Origin of the sequence: Neptunomonas phycophila (assembly GCF_001922575.1) — a bacterium.
In the GTDB taxonomy this organism is placed as follows: domain Bacteria; phylum Pseudomonadota; class Gammaproteobacteria; order Pseudomonadales; family Balneatricaceae; genus Neptunomonas; species Neptunomonas phycophila.
In genome coordinates this window covers 106,196-121,069 of sequence record NZ_MRCI01000002.1, presented here as the reverse complement: position 1 = coordinate 121,069, position 14,874 = coordinate 106,196, and the positions used below count along the sequence as shown (strand labels likewise).

Genomic DNA, 14,874 nt, shown 5'->3' with positions numbered 1-14,874 from the left:
CGCACTTAGGCTTACCGACTGACATGGGTATAAATACTGGTATGACAACGCGGCTTGAACATGATCTTTTAGGCGACGAATCCCTTCCAAACTCGGCGTGGTATGGCATTCAAACACTCCGGGCTTTGCGTAATTTCAATATTACCGGCGTCCCTATTCACCACTTCCCAGACCTGATCAACACCTTAGCAATGGTCAAAGAAGCCGCCGCCGAAGCCAACTTTGAACTCGGAGAGCTACCGCCCGCTAAATACAAGGCGATTAAACAAGCCTGCCAACGGATTCGCGAAGGCGAGCTACATGACCAATTTGTCGTCGATTTGATTCAAGGCGGTGCAGGCACCTCAACCAATATGAACGCCAACGAAGTGATCGCCAATTTAGCACTATCGATCATGGGCTACGAAAAGGGCCAATATCAATATTTACACCCAAACAACGATGTAAACCGCTCGCAATCAACCAATGATGCCTACCCAACCGCCGCGCGTTTATCCATCGTGCTGAGCACTCGTGCTTTGCTGCACTCACTTCGCTCCATCCACAAAAGCCTAGAAGCCAAAGCCGAGGAGTTTGCAGACGTACTGAAAATGGGCCGCACTCAGCTACAAGACGCTGTCCCCATGACGCTTGGCCAAGAATTTAAAGCTTTCTCAGTCACATTAGGCGAAGACATCCAACGCATTGGTGAAGTCTGCAACTTACTCTGTGAAGTTAACTTAGGTGGAACGGCCATAGGGACAGGGCTTAACACCCATAAAGATTACTCGCGAATTGCCATTGAGCACCTAGCGCGCATTAGCGAACTCCCGGTTGTACCCGCCAGTAACTTAGTGGAAGCGACCTCGGATATGGGCGCGTTTGTGTCCATGTCGAGCATACAAAAGCGCTTGGCTATCAAGCTATCTAAAATCTGCAACGACTTACGTTTATTATCCAGTGGTCCCCGTGCAGGCTTTAATGAAATTAACTTACCGGCTATGCAACCTGGCTCATCTATCATGCCGGGCAAGGTAAACCCGGTTATACCCGAAGCCGTAAACCAAACGGCCTTTCAAGTTATGGGCAGCGACCTGACCGTCTCTATGGCCGCCGAAGCAGGTCAACTGCAACTCAATGCCATGGAGCCGGTTATCGTTTACAACATCCTCAACTCCATGAAGATGCTAACCTCCGCTATTTACATGCTGGACCATCGCTGTATTCGCGGTATTAGCGCTAACAAAGAGCACTGTCAGCAACAAGTAAAAGACAGTATTGGTATGATCACCGCATTGGTGCCTTATATCGGTTATGATAATGCTTCACGTATTGCTCGTAACGCATTGCTAACCCGCTCTACCGTGGGCGAGCTAATACTCAAAGAAAACCTGCTGGATGAAGCAACACTCAACCGCTTGCTCTCGCCCTCAGCCATGCTACACCCGATGGACAGCTTAGTATGACATCCAAAATACTCATTATTTACACAGGTGGCACCATCGGTATGGCGCCCTCCGATGCAGGTTACAAGCCACAGAGCCACTTCGCAGACCTGGTTAAAACGTCGCTAAACAGCACGGCATATAAGACATTAGCACCCTTCGATATGATCGAACTAGACACGCTAATCGACAGCGCCAATATCCAACTCCACCATTGGACTGATCTTGCTAAGCTTATTTCGGACCACTACGACGACTACGCTGGTTTCGTTATCTTGCACGGCACAGACACCATGGCCTACACCGCTTCAGCCTTGTCGTTTATGCTCAACGGCTTAGACAAGCCCGTGATCTTAACCGGATCTCAAATCCCGCTTATCCAGCCCCGTAGCGACGCCACCAACAACTTACTGAATGCCGTCGCTTTTGCACGTGAACCGCGCATTCACGAAGTGTGCGTGTTATTCGACAACCAACTGCTGCGCGGCAACCGAGCCACGAAAGTCCACACCTCGGCTTTGCGTGCCTTCGATAGCCCAAGCTGCAAGCCCATCGGCCATGCCGGTATCGATATAGAATACCGCGCCATCACCGCGCTACCGGCTAAGCCAAAAGATTTTATCATTCCCACATTAACTCCAAGCGTATCGCAATTGGTGCTATACCCCGGAATTAGCAATGCCGTGATAGACGCCGCCTTACTTGATCCAACGGTAAAAGGCGTAGTGATGAGCAGCTTTGGAGCAGGCAACCCGCCCGATAGCAACGAACACCTCATGGCATCACTCGCCACCGCCAGTGCGCGCGGGGTTATTATTGTGAACATTACCCTCTGCCATGCCGGCGAAGTTATCCAAGGCGCCTACGCTACGGGAGAAACACTGAATGCATTGGGGATTATTGCCGGAGCCGACATGACCGCCGAAGCCGCGTTTACCAAATTGACGGTCCTACTATCCAGCGGCATGAGCCAAGAAGCCATCCGAAGTCAGTTAACACAATCAATATGTGGCGAGCTCAGCAACGCATAGCACGCCAGCTTTGGTATAAACAGTTTTAAGCCTTCGCCGGTACGCTCATATACCGGCTTTTTTTTGCTTTTTTAGACTTTGTGGAAGGAGGCCGACGGGGCTATTTAGAATCGTTCAGACCTTCTGTTTGTAACGGATGTTGATCCATACACGTTAAGCAACGGGCGCTATCCCTAACTTAGGTATCTCGATGGCTGGACAGTGGTCCATCACGATAGCCAAACCCGCCTCGATAGCGCGCTCCTCCGCGGGTTCGTTGATGACACCAAGCTGTAACCACACTGACTTGGCTCCAACCCGGATTGCATCGTCAACAACATCCCCTGCATCGACGGAGTTTCGAAATACATCGACCATGTCAATGGCGACGGGGACTTCGTCTAAGGTGCTGACGACCGAGCGACCTAAAATGGTATCGCCCGCTTTAAGTGGGTTAACGGGATACACGTCGTAGCCTTGATGCATTAAATACTGCATAACCTGATAGCTAGCACGGTGCGGCTTTGGACTAGCACCGACGAGGGCGATGGTTTTTGTGTTTTCGAGTACCTGACGGATTGTCTCTGAATCTGACATAAAAAGTGTATCGCTCTTATTCGTTGTAGTGTGGTGTTATTGCCCAGATTGGCACGTTGGACACTCGGGGTCGGGGCTAAGTTTCAGTGATCGCCATTCCATGTGTTTCGCATCTAATAATAGCAGACGCCCAATGAGCGGCGTCCCTATGGAGGCAAGGACTTTGAGGGCTTCTAATGCTTGCATGGAGCCAATAATGCCCACCAATGGCGACAGCACGCCTGCCTCAGAGCAAGTGAGCGCCTCGTCTTCGCCTTCTTTATATAAACATTGATAACAAGGGCTACCCTCAACACCGGGGTGATAGACGGAGATTTGCCCTTCCATGCGGATGGCTGCGCCAGACACTAAGGGCTTTTTATGCGCAACACAGGCGCGATTAAGCATAAAACGCGTGGTGAAGTTATCTGTGCAATCCACAACCAGATCAACATTAGCCACCTGTTCCATTAAGGCCGCTTCATCTAGTCGCTCGGCACGAGTAGTGACCTCGATATCCGGATTAATCTGTGCCAAGGTGGCAGCCGCCGACTCTACTTTACTCTGGCCGATACTGGCGGTGTTGTGTGCAATTTGACGTTGTAGGTTGGTCATTTCAACCTGATCATCATCGACCAATACAAGATGCCCAACTCCAGCCGCGGCTAAATACATGGCCACGGGGCTTCCTAAACCGCCCACGCCTAAAATTAAGACACGGCTATCTAGCCAACGCTGTTGACCTTCTATGTCCACATCGCCCAGCATAATTTGTCGGCAGTAGCGTAAAAGTTGATTGTCACTAAGCACACGCTCTCCTATTTTTTAGGCCGATGTTAGCCATTGCCCCAGCGTTACACGGTCATTATCGCCGTAATCTTTAACCGTTTCGACCTGCTGATACCCTAAACGCACTAATAGGCGCCGACAGGCATCGCCTTGATCATAACCGTGCTCGAACATGAGCCAGCCATTGGGGTTTAGCCGGTGAGTTGCTTGCTCGGCAATATGTTGTATATCCGCTAAACCTTGATCATCCGCTATTAATGCAGTGAGCGGCTCAAAGCGCACGTCCCCTTGGCTTAAATGTGGGTCGTCTGGATCTATATAGGGTGGATTGCTTACGATAAGGTCAAAGCGCCCTTCGATAGCTTCAAACCAACTGCTTTGAACAAACGAGACATTCGTTACCCCTAGGCGCGCTTGATTATGCTGGGCCAGCTTAACGGCACCCGGCATAAGATCACAACCCACCACCGCCCATGCAGGGCATTCTTTGGCTAAGGCCAATCCAATAGCGCCAGTCCCGGTGCCTAGATCTAGCACACGTTGTGGTACGGCCGTTAGCGGGTCCAGCATACGCAAGGCGGTTTCTACCAAGACCTCGGTATCTGCTCGTGGGATCAAGGTATCTTTGGAGACAGCCAGCTCAAAGTCCCAAAAGGCTCGGTAGCCCAAAATATAGGCAATAGGCTCACCCGCTTGGCGGCGCAACAACAAGGCACGAAAAGCGGCTTCCTGCTCATGGCTAAGCGTTTTATCTGGCCACGTACGTAAATAACTCGCAGGCTTTTGCAATACATGGCACAGCAGATAATCGATATCGACCTCAGGCGAATCGCTTACGCTGGTTAAGCGTTTGTGTAACGCTCGTGCCTCATTGATGGTAATGCTCATAATGCCTCGTGCTTTAGCGATATACGATAACGGCTACCCAGAGCCGATAACGAGAAATGCCCTGTGGTTTGGAGCCTCAGGGCATTTTTCATGCAATCTTCGCTTACGGTGAGCTATGCTTACTCGGCTAGCTCGCCTAACTGCTCTGCTTGGTATTCTTGCAGCAACGGATTGATCACGTCGTCTAACTTGCCTTCCATCACTTCATCTAACTTGTAAAGTGTGAGGTTAATACGGTGGTCCGTAATACGGCCCTGTGGATAATTGTAGGTACGTATGCGTTCGGAGCGGTCACCACTACCAACAAGGCTTTTACGTGTTGATGCTTGTGCGGCTGCATTGCGCTCTTGTTCGGCTGCTTGCAAACGTGAAGCCAGTAGACCCATGGCTTTGGCACGGTTTTTATGCTGCGAGCGCTCTTCCTGACATTCCACGACAACACCCGTAGGTATGTGCGTAATACGGATAGCAGAGTCTGTTTTGTTGATATGCTGACCACCCGCACCGGAGGCGCGGTAAGTGTCGACGCGCAAATCCGCCTTGTTGATCTCGATAGCGGCGGCTTCGTCCATTTCGGGCATGATGGCAACCGTACACGCCGAGGTATGAATTCGGCCCTGAGATTCGGTTTCGGGAACGCGCTGCACTCGGTGCGCGCCGGACTCAAATTTTAAGCGCGAAAATACATCTTGCCCCACTACACGGGTAATAATTTCTTTATAACCGCCGTGTTCACCTTCATTTTCGCTGATGATCTCTACACGCCAGCCCTGCGTTTCCGCATATTTGGAGTACATACGGAACAAGTCACCAGAGAAAATTGCCGCTTCATCACCGCCTGTACCTGCTCGGATCTCTAAGAAAGCATTACGGCCATCATTGGGGTCTTTTGGTAATAAGTGAATTTGCAGCTCATCGGTCAACTCTTCGATGGCTTTTTTAGAGTTGGCGTATTCTTCTTTCGCCATCTCACGCATGTCCGGATCACTGTCTTCCATCATAACTTCGGCATCAGCAAAGTCGCTTTCGGCTTGCTGATACGCTTGAAAACACTGAATAACCGGCTCAAGCTCCGCGTACTCTTTGGAGTACTCTCGGAATTTATTTTGATCTGTAATTACGTCGGCGTCACTCAGCAAGGCTGAGAGCTCTTCAAAACGGTCGGCCAGTTTTTCTAACTTGGCCCGGATAGACTCTTTCATCAGTTACTTTTCGTCCGGTTCAGACAGGTTAAATAGCGTATGTGCTGCATCCAACAATTCGGTGCGCCCTTCGGCACTTGCCTTGCGCATTTGAATGGTCGGATGATGCAGCATTTTGTTCGTTAAACGGCGTGCCATTTGAGCTAAGACTTCTTCAGCTGGCTTGCCATTGGCAATCTGTTTTAAGGAGGCAGCGACCTCCTGATCGCGGATGCTTTCGTAGCGCCCGCGCAAATCAGTTACGGTATCGACAGCCGCTAACGAACGCAATTGGCGCATAAACTCGTGCGCGCCTTGGTTGATAATATCTTCCGCTTCACGAGCAGCGGTTTCACGCGAGCGTTGATTTTCTTCAATGACTTCACGTAAATCATCAACCGTGTACAAGTAAACATCATCAAGATCTGCTACTTGCGATTCGATATCGCGAGGTACGGCAATATCTACCATAAAAATTGGCCGGTGCTTGCGTTTTTTCAACGCATTTTCGACTGCACCTTTACCTAAAATCGGCAACTGACTAGCGGTCGAGGCAATCACGATATCGGCCTGCGGCAAAGCATCGGGAATATCACCGAGCAAAATAGCCTTACCATTAAATTCATTAGCCAAATCGAGCGCTCGGTTGAGTGTTCGGTTGGCTACGGTAATCTCTTTAACACCCGCATTGTGGAGGTGTCTAGCAACAAGCTCGATTGTCTCACCGGCACCAATTAGTAGAGCGCGACTATCACCTAAATCCGAAAATATATGCTGCGCCAAACTCACCGCAGCATAAGCGACAGACACCGGGTTTTCGCCAATAGCGGTGTCGGTACGCACTTTTTTGGCCACGGAAAAGGTCTGCTGAAACAGCCGGCCAAGCTCAGAACCTAAAAAGCCACTTTCTTGTGATAGCGTATAAGCGGACTTAAGCTGGCCTAAAATCTGAGGCTCGCCCAATACTAACGAATCTAACCCACTGGCAACGCGCATCATATGTCGAGCGGCTTCATCATCCCAATGTGCATAAACACACTGTTCCAAATCGTTATCCGATACGCCGTGATAATTACCTAACCACTGTAGTATAGCCTGTATGCCTTTTTCATCGGTCGAGCAGTAAAGTTCAGTGCGGTTACACGTGGACAAAATTGCTACTTCTTTTACGCGTGCGCTGGCACGCGCCTGCGACAACGCCTCAGCTAACTGCTCAGGGCTGAACGCTACACGCTCCCTGACATCAACAGAGGCGGTTTTATGATTGATACCAAGCGCAAGAAGAGACATGTAAAATAATTAGGACTACATAGCTTAGGATAACGAGCGCGTCATCATACACCTGTTTGCGGTAAAACTTAAAACTACACCTTGCTATTTTAGTACTGAAAGCGCATTAAATACGCGACAAACGTAATGATATTGGTCTATATCAAGGATCAGGGAACCTTTATTGCGCCGCAGTGACAAATTAACCATGTATCACCCGGTGACAAGGGCTATTCAATTACTCTATAGTCAAAACTGTAGTCAAAACAATTGCCATAGCGTGCCATACTGCATGGCTGCGCTGGTTAGTGGCCTGATTCGAACCTAATTACTCTGGATCAACAATTCACTGTGCTTAAACATGCTTTTATTTTAGTTACTCTTGCTGCCGGCGTTTTATCAGGCTGCAGCATAACACCTAGCCACCCACCGAGTTCTCTTGAGTACGCCCCTGTGCCATCCACATACCAGCGTGGCGAACTGAATGGCGAAACATTGTTTGATTTACTGGTTGCCGAATTGGCGGGCCATGACCAAGCGTATGACTTATCTTTTCAAAAATATCTTAAGCAGGCTGAGTTAACCGGCGATCCGGCTATCATCCGCCGTGCCACACGCATCGCTCAATTTAATAAAGACACGCAAGGGCTAGAAAAGGCATCAAAGATTTGGGCTAAGTACGAGCCAAACTCATCGGAACCCGACGAGCTGTTAGCGGGCCTATTTATGCACCAAGGCCGCTTCGAAGAAGCCGTTCCCTACATCAACAATGCATTGAGTAATAACGGCCGCCAAGTACTGTTATTGATGAGCGCTCAAGCACGGAATTTATCGCCAGCCCAAGCCAAAGCATTAATTGAGCCGTTACAACAGCAACTGGCCAGTAATGCGCAACAGGCTGATATATGGCTGACGTTGGGTATTTTACAGCGCCAAGCGCTACTCAAAAGCGATGCTTTAACGAGTTTCACTCAGGCACTAAGCATCAATCCTGATGCCTATGAGGCGAGCATTCAAAAAGCGGATCTACTAAGAGAAACGGGTAAAACAACCTCTGCTTTAGCTATTTTGAACGGATTGCTCAAAAAGCAGCCCGACAACAAGCAAATCAAGCTGTTAAAAGTACAAACCTTGTACAAAGCGGAGCGCCCGGCAAACGCCTTAGCACTCAGCGAAACGCTAATGGCTGATCACCCTGATGATGAACAACTCCAGCTCTATTTAGCACTGCTTGCTCTAGACTTTAATCGTCTTGATGATAGCGAAACCATGCTCCGTGAGATCATCAAACAAAGCACTAATACGGCCCCCTACTTTTATCTGGGCTTAATTGCTGAACAGCAAAACCGGAACGAGGCTGCCATCCGTAACTATTTGCGGGTAGATGAAGGCAAAAACGTTATCCAAGCTTACACCCGCGCCGTCGGCTTAATGGAAAATATTGATAACCAAGAGCGCGTGAGTGAAGCGATTGTGCAAGGTATTGAACAACAGCCTTCCATTGCTCCTATATTAATCAATCTTCACGCAGACTGGCTGCGCAAGCACGGTCTCAATGCCGAAGCAATTGATAAACTGAACCAAGGGGTTGAGCTCTATCCCGATAACCTGGACTTACGCTACATGCGCGCCATGATGCTCCCTGAAGAAGATTTCCCAATCGCCGAACAGGACTTCCGCATTATTTTGGAACAAGACCCTGACAATGCAATGGCGCTGAATGCGTTAGGCTATACGTTGTCGCTTTACACTCAGCGCTACCAGGAAGCGTATGAGCTACTCTCTCGAGCTATTCAGTTAAAGCCCAATGACCCAGCGGTTATCGACTCCATGGGATGGGTTCTTTATAAGCTCAACCGTTTAGATGAAGCCGAAAGCTATCTCAGCAAAGCCTACCAATCCTTTTCTGATGCCGAAGTGGGCAGCCATTTAGTTATTGTCCTTGCCGCTCAACAAAAAACACAACAAGCTCGCGCACTACTTACTGAGCTCGAGAAAAAATTTCCTAACAGCCCGCACCTTAGCGACGCTCAAAATGCACTGAAAGGTATATGATGAAACCTGTTGTATCGCTTATTGTTCTCACTCTTTTTCTAACAGGCTGTAGCCTCGCTCCTAATAAACCTAACATGAGTAACGCGGTTAGCTGGGAAGTATACCAAGAACAAGCATTAGCACTGGAAAACTACTTATTAACCGGAAAAGTCGGTATCAGATCAGCTGAAGACTCTAACTCTGCGACGCTAACATGGGCGCAAAATGGCCAGGAATTCGACATCCGCCTCAAAGGTCCATTAGGCCAAGGCGCTGCGGCTATTAGCGGCGATCAGTACTACGCTACCTTAGAAATACCCAACGAGCCGCCTTTACAAGCCGCAACCCCAGAAGAGTTACTCGATTTACGGTTGGGCTGGGCTCTGCCAGTACGTGAAGCACAATATTGGATCAAAGGCATTCCTGCTCCAGGAAGCACCTATGACGCGACTTTTGATGACAATAAACTTGCCATATTGCAGCAACAAGGCTGGGATATCACTTACGATCGCTACCTAGAACAAGCCAACCAAACTCTTCCAGGCAAAGTGGTATTTACCCGTGGCGAACTCGTAATCACTATTATTGTCCGTTCATGGCAAAAATCTGGTTAAAAAACGACCAGACTGCTAAATTATAGGTTGACCCAAACAGCGCTTTTTAAGAGAATAGCGCCCTCATTTTTCAGGGAGAAAACCTGAGGATATAGGGGTGTTGCTATGCAATACGATAGTGGATTGTAATTTACACGGTAAATTCGGCCCAAACCCCTGCCAAATGTTAACTAAGAACTCCCAACCATGAACTCCAATACCGAACAGTCCAAGAAGGTAGTCTCCATGTCTAAAATGATGGTATTCACCGGGAATGCAAACCCCGAACTGGGCCTTAAAGTCGTAGAACGACTCGACATCCCAATGGGTAAAGCTCACGTAGCCCGTTTTAGCGATGGTGAAGTTAGCGTAGAGATCCAAGAAAACGTTCGTGGTAAAGACGTTTTTATTATCCAGTCAACGTGCGCACCCACCAATGACAACTTGATGGAAATGATTGTGCTAGCCGATGCGCTTCGCCGCGCTTCAGCCACACGTATCACAGCCGTTGTGCCTTACTTTGGTTACGCTCGTCAAGATCGTCGCCCGCGCTCTGCTCGTGTTGCTATCAGTGCAAAAGTGGTTGCTGATATGATGTCAGCTGTTGGCATCGACCGTGTATTGACTGTTGATTTACATGCCGACCAAATCCAGGGCTTCTTCTCTGTCCCTGTTGATAACGTTTACGGCTCACCTGTATTACTTGACGACATTATTGATCAGCAATACGAAAACCCTATGGTTGTTTCTCCAGACGTGGGTGGTGTTGTACGTGCTCGAGCAGTAGCGAAGCAATTGGACTGCGATCTCGCTATCATCGACAAACGTCGTGAACGTGCTAACGAATCACAAGTCATGAACATCATCGGTGACGTCGAAGGCCGTACTTGCATATTGGTAGACGACATGTGTGACACCGCTGGCACATTGTGCAAAGCGGCTAAAGCACTCAAAGCAAACGGCGCCGCTCGCGTTGTTGCTTATGCTACACACGCCGTACTCTCTGGCCCGGCTATCGAAAACATCACCAACTCACAGTTAGATGAGTTAGTGGTTACTGATACAATCCCATTGTCTAAAGAAGCACAAGCATGCGCTAACATTCGCCAATTAACGCTGGCCCCAATGTTGGCTGAAGCGGTACGCCGTGTATGCAACGAAGAATCTATCAGCGCGATGTTCCGTTAAACGAACATCCGCTTAAAGATGCCCACATGGGCACATGCGGTTAACCACCATACAGTGGAAAACCATTTAAAAATCGCTGTAAATCGCTCTGGTCGCGGAGTCTTACAGTTTGTAATTTATAGGTATTCAAATGTCTAACTTTGTATTAAATGCTATCTCTCGTGAAGATCAGGGGAAAGGTGCGAGCCGCCGCCTGCGTCGCGAAGGTCTGGTTCCTGCCGTTGTTTACGGTGGCACAGCAGATGAAGCACCTGTTGCTATTTCTTTGGTTAACAAAGATCTAATCAAGCAACTTGACGATCAAACTTTCTTCTCTTCTATCCTTACTGTTGCTCTGGATGGCAAAGAGACTCAAGTGATCATCAAAGATCTACAACGTCACCCTGCTAAGCCAGCTATCTTACATGCTGACTTCCAGCGTATTGCTGCAGATCAAAAGATCAAAATCAACGTTCCAATCAGCTTCATCAACTTTGAAAAATCGGCTGCTTCTAAAAATGCGGCTAAATTCGCTGTTGAAGCTAACGTAGTAGAAATCCTTTGCTTGCCAAAAGATCTACCAGAAGTTGTAACTGTTGATCTGTCTAACGTAGCTCCAACTCAAATCCTTCACTTGTCAGACATCTCTCTGCCAGAAGGCGTTGAAATCGCTACTCTGCGTCGTGGTGAAGACTATGACCAAGGTATCGGCTACGTTTACTCTCCACGTGGTGCTAAAGCGAGCTAATTCGCCTTAGGACTATATACCCAGCATGAAAGACTCTATTCAGCTTATTGTCGGACTCGGCAACCCCGGTTCCCAATACGAGCAGACCCGTCATAATGCTGGGGCTGAGTTTGTCGAGCAGCTAGCTGCTCGACAACTCACTTCCCTCCAAACGGACAAGAAGTTTTTTGGCCGCTACGGAAAAGCCCAGTTGGGCAATCAAACCGTACACTTGTTGATCCCCACTACGTTTATGAACCTCAGTGGACAATCAGTAGCTGCGGTAGCTAACTTTTATAAAATTCCCCCCGAAAGCATTCTTGTTGCACATGACGAGCTTGACCTACCTCCGGGTATCGCTCGCTTCAAGCAAGGCGGTGGTCATGGCGGGCACAACGGTTTACGCGATATTATTAGCCGTTTAGGGAATAACAAGAATTTTTACCGGCTACGCATTGGCATTGGACACCCAGGCCAAGCAAAAGATGTTGCCGGATTCGTTTTGACAAAAGCTCCCGTCTCAGAACGTTCCAAATCGCAAGCGGCGATCGATGAATCTCTTTTTCATCTCCCCGAAGCGATTAGCGGAAACTGGGCTCAGGCAATGAATAAACTGCACAGCTTTAAAGGCTAATTAAGGTATAACTATGGGTTTTAAATGTGGCATCGTCGGCCTACCAAACGTAGGTAAATCAACGCTTTTTAATGCATTAACAAAAGCAGGCATTGATGCCGAGAACTTCCCGTTCTGTACCATTGAACCAAACTCAGGCATCGTCCCAATGCCTGATAGCCGCTTGGACGCTCTAGCTGAGATTGTCAGCCCTGAACGCGTTGTACCAACGACTATGGAGTTTGTGGATATTGCAGGCCTGGTCGCAGGCGCTTCTAAGGGTGAAGGTCTTGGTAACAAGTTCCTAGCTAATATCCGCGAAACCGATGCCATTGCGCATGTTGTCCGCTGCTTTGAAGACGACAACGTAATCCATGTGGCCAACCGCATTGACCCAATCAACGATATTGAAACGATCAACCTCGAACTTGCCTTAGCTGATTTGGATTCTGTAGAGAAGCAGATCCTGCGCCTGCAAAAGCAAGCAAAAGGTGGCGATAAAGATGCCGTGCGTTCCAAAGAACTACTAGAGCGCATTAAGCCGCATTTAGAAGAAGGCAAAGCCGCACGTTCAATGGCATTTACTGATGACGAGCTAAAGGTTGTTAAAACCTTCCACCTACTCACCATCAAGCCAACAATGTACATCGCTAACGTAGATGAAGACGGCTTTGAAGATAACGCTCACCTTGAGACAGTTCGCAAATTAGCAGCTGAAGAAGGCGCTGAAGTTGTTGCGATCTGCAACAAGCTAGAAGCAGAAATAGCCGAGCTAGATGAAGAAGAGAAGCAAGAGTTCTTGCAAGATTTAGGCATGGAAGAACCCGGCTTAGACCGTGTTATCCGCGCTGGTTATGAACTGCTAGGCTTACAAACCTACTTTACGGCTGGCGTCAAAGAAGTTCGCGCTTGGACTGTACAAATCGGTGCGACAGCGCCAAAAGCAGCCGCCGTTATCCACACAGACTTCGAGAAAGGCTTTATCCGTGCAGAAGTCATCGCTTACGACGACTTTATTGCGTTTAAAGGCGAGCAAGGTGCAAAGGATGCCGGTAAATGGCGTCTGGAAGGTAAAGAATATATCGTGAAAGACGGTGATGTGGTCCACTTCCGTTTTAACGTCTAACCACGTATAAATTCTAGAACTATGAAATGGGCGCTACCTATCAATTAGGTAGCGCCCATTTTTTATGTAGTTTCTGTGCCTGTGAAAACTCAGGCAGCGAATACATGTTCGTATACAATAGCAGCGCCAATTAGTATCAACACAACGCCGCCTACCACTTCTGCTCGCCGCCCTATCGCCCTACCCAGCAAGCGACCAGCCATAACACCAACCGTCACCATAATACAGGTGGCAGAGCCAATCATAATGGCCGCCAGTACAATATTCACATCAACAAAAGCCAGACCCATCCCCACAGCAAGCGCATCAATGCTTGTAGCTACAGCAGTTAGAGCCAATAACATAAAGCTATGTGATTCTGATGCCTTATCCTGCTCACTAGAATCTATTTTCATACCCTCATAGATCATATGAAGCCCAAGCCCTAGCAGCAGAAAAAAAGCGACCCAATGATCCCAAGCTTCAACATATTGTAGCGCTGCATAGCCAACCAGCCAGCCTATTAGCGGGGTTAGCCCTTCAACACAACCAAAAATTACTCCCATACGCAAAGCATCACGCAAACGGGGCTTTTGCAGAGTAGCGCCTTTGCCAAGCGCCGCTGCAAAAGCATCGGCCGACATAGCCAAAGAAAGGAAAAAAAGTGAGATGAGGTTCATAACGTTACTACCGGCTAGGCTGAGTCCACGACAAACCTGTACGCCTAACCGTACTTACAGATTCATCGTTGGTCTCACCAACCTAAACAGGCGACCGCACCATGGCCATGCAGGCCAAGAATGTTGATACGGACACTTCTACCACAATGCAGAAGCAGGTTACTCCCCAAAGAGGGCACCTATGCTAACGACTCAACGCCAAAAAGTATAGACATTGACACGACACAAGAGGCTCCAGCACAGCAGATATACCCGTAAATTTTTAAGACAGCTTCTCTAGGAAAATCAGACACTTTTTTACCGCATTACTGTTGACAGACTTCAAAAAAAAGCGAATAATGCGCGCCTCAAATGGACAAGGCAATGTAGCTCAGTTGGTTAGAGCAACGCATTCATAATGCGTGGGTCGCAGGTTCAAATCCCGCCATTGCCACCATTTGAAGATTTTAGGGGTATAGCCAAGCGGTAAGGCAACGGGTTTTGATCCCGTCATGCGCAGGTTCGAATCCTGCTACCCCTGCCATTTTTATCATCAAGATGGTCTAAAATCTGGCAATGTAGCTCAGCTGGTTAGAGCAACGCATTCATAATGCGTGGGTCGCAGGTTCGAGTCCCGCCATTGCCACCATTTGCATCGCAAGTATGCAATTACAATATAGGGGTATAGCCAAGCGGTAAGGCAACGGGTTTTGATCCCGTCATGCGCAGGTTCGAATCCTGCTACCCCTGCCATCTCTTCATTGCTTTAACACCTTCCTCAATATTTATTACTTTTCTGCACAATTTTATTGCTTCTATTCAGTTACATTTTTATATAA

Annotated in this window: 14 protein-coding genes, 4 tRNA genes and 1 riboswitch; of the genes, 12 read left to right on the top strand and 6 right to left on the bottom strand. The window is 48.4% G+C overall.

Annotated features, from left to right (window positions below):
• The first annotated feature begins 41 nt into the window (after positions 1 to 41).
• Together BS617_RS14510 and BS617_RS14505 are read left to right on the top strand one after the other, a co-directional pair.
• Entirely contained in the window at positions 42 to 1,445 is a 1,404-nt protein-coding gene (locus BS617_RS14510; RefSeq protein ID WP_075173887.1) for an aspartate ammonia-lyase, read from the top strand.
• The gene (locus BS617_RS14505) at positions 1,442 to 2,455 is read left to right on the top strand and encodes a type I asparaginase (protein ID WP_075173702.1); all 1,014 of its coding nucleotides are present in this window, start codon (positions 1,442 to 1,444) and stop codon (positions 2,453 to 2,455) included. Before BS617_RS14510 ends, BS617_RS14505 begins: the two co-directional genes overlap by 4 nt.
• A gap of 153 nt (positions 2,456 to 2,608) precedes the next feature.
• Here BS617_RS14505 and BS617_RS14500 read toward each other — a convergent pair whose 3' ends face one another.
• The 5 genes from BS617_RS14500 to hemA form a co-directional block, all read right to left on the bottom strand.
• Positions 2,609 to 3,031: a CoA-binding protein gene (locus BS617_RS14500; RefSeq protein ID WP_075173701.1), complete on the bottom strand. Its 423-nt coding sequence runs from the start codon at positions 3,029 to 3,031 to the stop codon at positions 2,609 to 2,611.
• Between the two features lie 36 nt (positions 3,032 to 3,067).
• The gene (locus BS617_RS14495; protein ID WP_075173700.1) at positions 3,068 to 3,820 is read right to left on the bottom strand and encodes a HesA/MoeB/ThiF family protein; all 753 of its coding nucleotides are present in this window, start codon (positions 3,818 to 3,820) and stop codon (positions 3,068 to 3,070) included.
• A 15-nt stretch (positions 3,821 to 3,835) separates the two neighbouring features.
• The gene (gene prmC / locus BS617_RS14490) at positions 3,836 to 4,687 is read right to left on the bottom strand and encodes a peptide chain release factor N(5)-glutamine methyltransferase (protein ID WP_075173699.1); all 852 of its coding nucleotides are present in this window, start codon (positions 4,685 to 4,687) and stop codon (positions 3,836 to 3,838) included.
• Positions 4,688 to 4,806: 119 nt separating this feature from the next.
• Positions 4,807 to 5,889 carry a peptide chain release factor 1 gene (gene prfA, locus BS617_RS14485; protein ID WP_075173698.1) on the bottom strand — a complete coding sequence of 361 codons (1,083 nt, stop codon included), beginning with the start codon at positions 5,887 to 5,889 and terminating at the stop codon, positions 4,807 to 4,809.
• 3 nt (positions 5,890 to 5,892) lie between these two features.
• Positions 5,893 to 7,158: a glutamyl-tRNA reductase gene (gene hemA, locus BS617_RS14480; protein ID WP_075173697.1), complete on the bottom strand. Its 1,266-nt coding sequence runs from the start codon at positions 7,156 to 7,158 to the stop codon at positions 5,893 to 5,895.
• 432 nt (positions 7,159 to 7,590) lie between these two features.
• On the opposite strand from hemA, the gene BS617_RS14475 reads away from it, so the two are divergent.
• The 6 genes from BS617_RS14475 to ychF all read left to right on the top strand — a co-directional run bounded on the left by BS617_RS14475 (position 7,591) and on the right by ychF (position 13,397).
• Positions 7,591 to 9,192: a tetratricopeptide repeat protein gene (locus BS617_RS14475; RefSeq protein ID WP_170870367.1), complete on the top strand. Its 1,602-nt coding sequence runs from the start codon at positions 7,591 to 7,593 to the stop codon at positions 9,190 to 9,192.
• Positions 9,189 to 9,785, top strand: a complete 597-nt coding sequence (gene lolB / locus BS617_RS14470) for a lipoprotein insertase outer membrane protein LolB (protein ID WP_075173695.1) — start codon at positions 9,189 to 9,191, stop codon at positions 9,783 to 9,785. Before BS617_RS14475 ends, lolB begins: the two co-directional genes overlap by 4 nt.
• A gap of 225 nt (positions 9,786 to 10,010) precedes the next feature.
• Positions 10,011 to 10,952, top strand: a complete 942-nt coding sequence (locus BS617_RS14465) for a ribose-phosphate pyrophosphokinase (protein ID WP_075173694.1) — start codon at positions 10,011 to 10,013, stop codon at positions 10,950 to 10,952.
• A gap of 130 nt (positions 10,953 to 11,082) precedes the next feature.
• The gene (locus BS617_RS14460; RefSeq protein WP_075173693.1) at positions 11,083 to 11,679 is read left to right on the top strand and encodes a 50S ribosomal protein L25/general stress protein Ctc; all 597 of its coding nucleotides are present in this window, start codon (positions 11,083 to 11,085) and stop codon (positions 11,677 to 11,679) included.
• Between the two features lie 25 nt (positions 11,680 to 11,704).
• Positions 11,705 to 12,292: an aminoacyl-tRNA hydrolase gene (gene pth / locus BS617_RS14455; RefSeq protein WP_075173692.1), complete on the top strand. Its 588-nt coding sequence runs from the start codon at positions 11,705 to 11,707 to the stop codon at positions 12,290 to 12,292.
• Between the two features lie 13 nt (positions 12,293 to 12,305).
• Complete coding sequence (gene ychF, locus BS617_RS14450) at positions 12,306 to 13,397, top strand: redox-regulated ATPase YchF (protein WP_075173691.1); 1,092 nt, start codon at positions 12,306 to 12,308, stop codon at positions 13,395 to 13,397.
• 89 nt (positions 13,398 to 13,486) lie between these two features.
• Here ychF and BS617_RS14445 read toward each other — a convergent pair whose 3' ends face one another.
• Positions 13,487 to 14,056, bottom strand: coding sequence for a manganese efflux pump MntP (locus BS617_RS14445; protein WP_075173690.1), 570 nt, complete (start codon positions 14,054 to 14,056; stop codon positions 13,487 to 13,489).
• Positions 14,057 to 14,089: 33 nt separating this feature from the next.
• Positions 14,090 to 14,240, bottom strand: a riboswitch (yybP-ykoY riboswitch).
• A 175-nt stretch (positions 14,241 to 14,415) separates the two neighbouring features.
• Here BS617_RS14445 and BS617_RS14440 point away from each other — a divergent pair.
• The 4 genes from BS617_RS14440 (at position 14,416) to BS617_RS14425 (ending at position 14,788) form a co-directional block, all read left to right on the top strand.
• Positions 14,416 to 14,492: transfer RNA gene (locus BS617_RS14440), tRNA-Met, on the top strand.
• 12 nt (positions 14,493 to 14,504) lie between these two features.
• A tRNA-Gln gene (locus BS617_RS14435) sits at positions 14,505 to 14,579 on the top strand.
• 28 nt (positions 14,580 to 14,607) lie between these two features.
• A tRNA-Met gene (locus tag BS617_RS14430) sits at positions 14,608 to 14,684 on the top strand.
• A 29-nt stretch (positions 14,685 to 14,713) separates the two neighbouring features.
• A tRNA-Gln gene (locus BS617_RS14425) sits at positions 14,714 to 14,788 on the top strand.
• The last annotated feature ends 86 nt before the right edge of the window (positions 14,789 to 14,874 follow it).

Coding starts and splice junctions, on each gene's coding strand:
- BS617_RS14510 (WP_075173887.1), top strand. CDS start 42: ATGACAACGCGGCTTGAACATGATCTTTTAGGCGACGAATCCCTTCCA.
- BS617_RS14505 (WP_075173702.1), top strand. CDS start 1,442: ATGACATCCAAAATACTCATTATTTACACAGGTGGCACCATCGGTATG.
- BS617_RS14500 (WP_075173701.1), bottom strand. CDS start 3,031: ATGTCAGATTCAGAGACAATCCGTCAGGTACTCGAAAACACAAAAACC.
- prmC (WP_075173699.1), bottom strand. CDS start 4,687: ATGAGCATTACCATCAATGAGGCACGAGCGTTACACAAACGCTTAACC.
- prfA (WP_075173698.1), bottom strand. CDS start 5,889: ATGAAAGAGTCTATCCGGGCCAAGTTAGAAAAACTGGCCGACCGTTTT.
- hemA (WP_075173697.1), bottom strand. CDS start 7,158: ATGTCTCTTCTTGCGCTTGGTATCAATCATAAAACCGCCTCTGTTGAT.
- lolB (WP_075173695.1), top strand. CDS start 9,189: ATGATGAAACCTGTTGTATCGCTTATTGTTCTCACTCTTTTTCTAACA.
- BS617_RS14465 (WP_075173694.1), top strand. CDS start 10,011: ATGTCTAAAATGATGGTATTCACCGGGAATGCAAACCCCGAACTGGGC.
- BS617_RS14460 (WP_075173693.1), top strand. CDS start 11,083: ATGTCTAACTTTGTATTAAATGCTATCTCTCGTGAAGATCAGGGGAAA.
- pth (WP_075173692.1), top strand. CDS start 11,705: ATGAAAGACTCTATTCAGCTTATTGTCGGACTCGGCAACCCCGGTTCC.
- ychF (WP_075173691.1), top strand. CDS start 12,306: ATGGGTTTTAAATGTGGCATCGTCGGCCTACCAAACGTAGGTAAATCA.
- BS617_RS14445 (WP_075173690.1), bottom strand. CDS start 14,056: ATGAACCTCATCTCACTTTTTTTCCTTTCTTTGGCTATGTCGGCCGAT.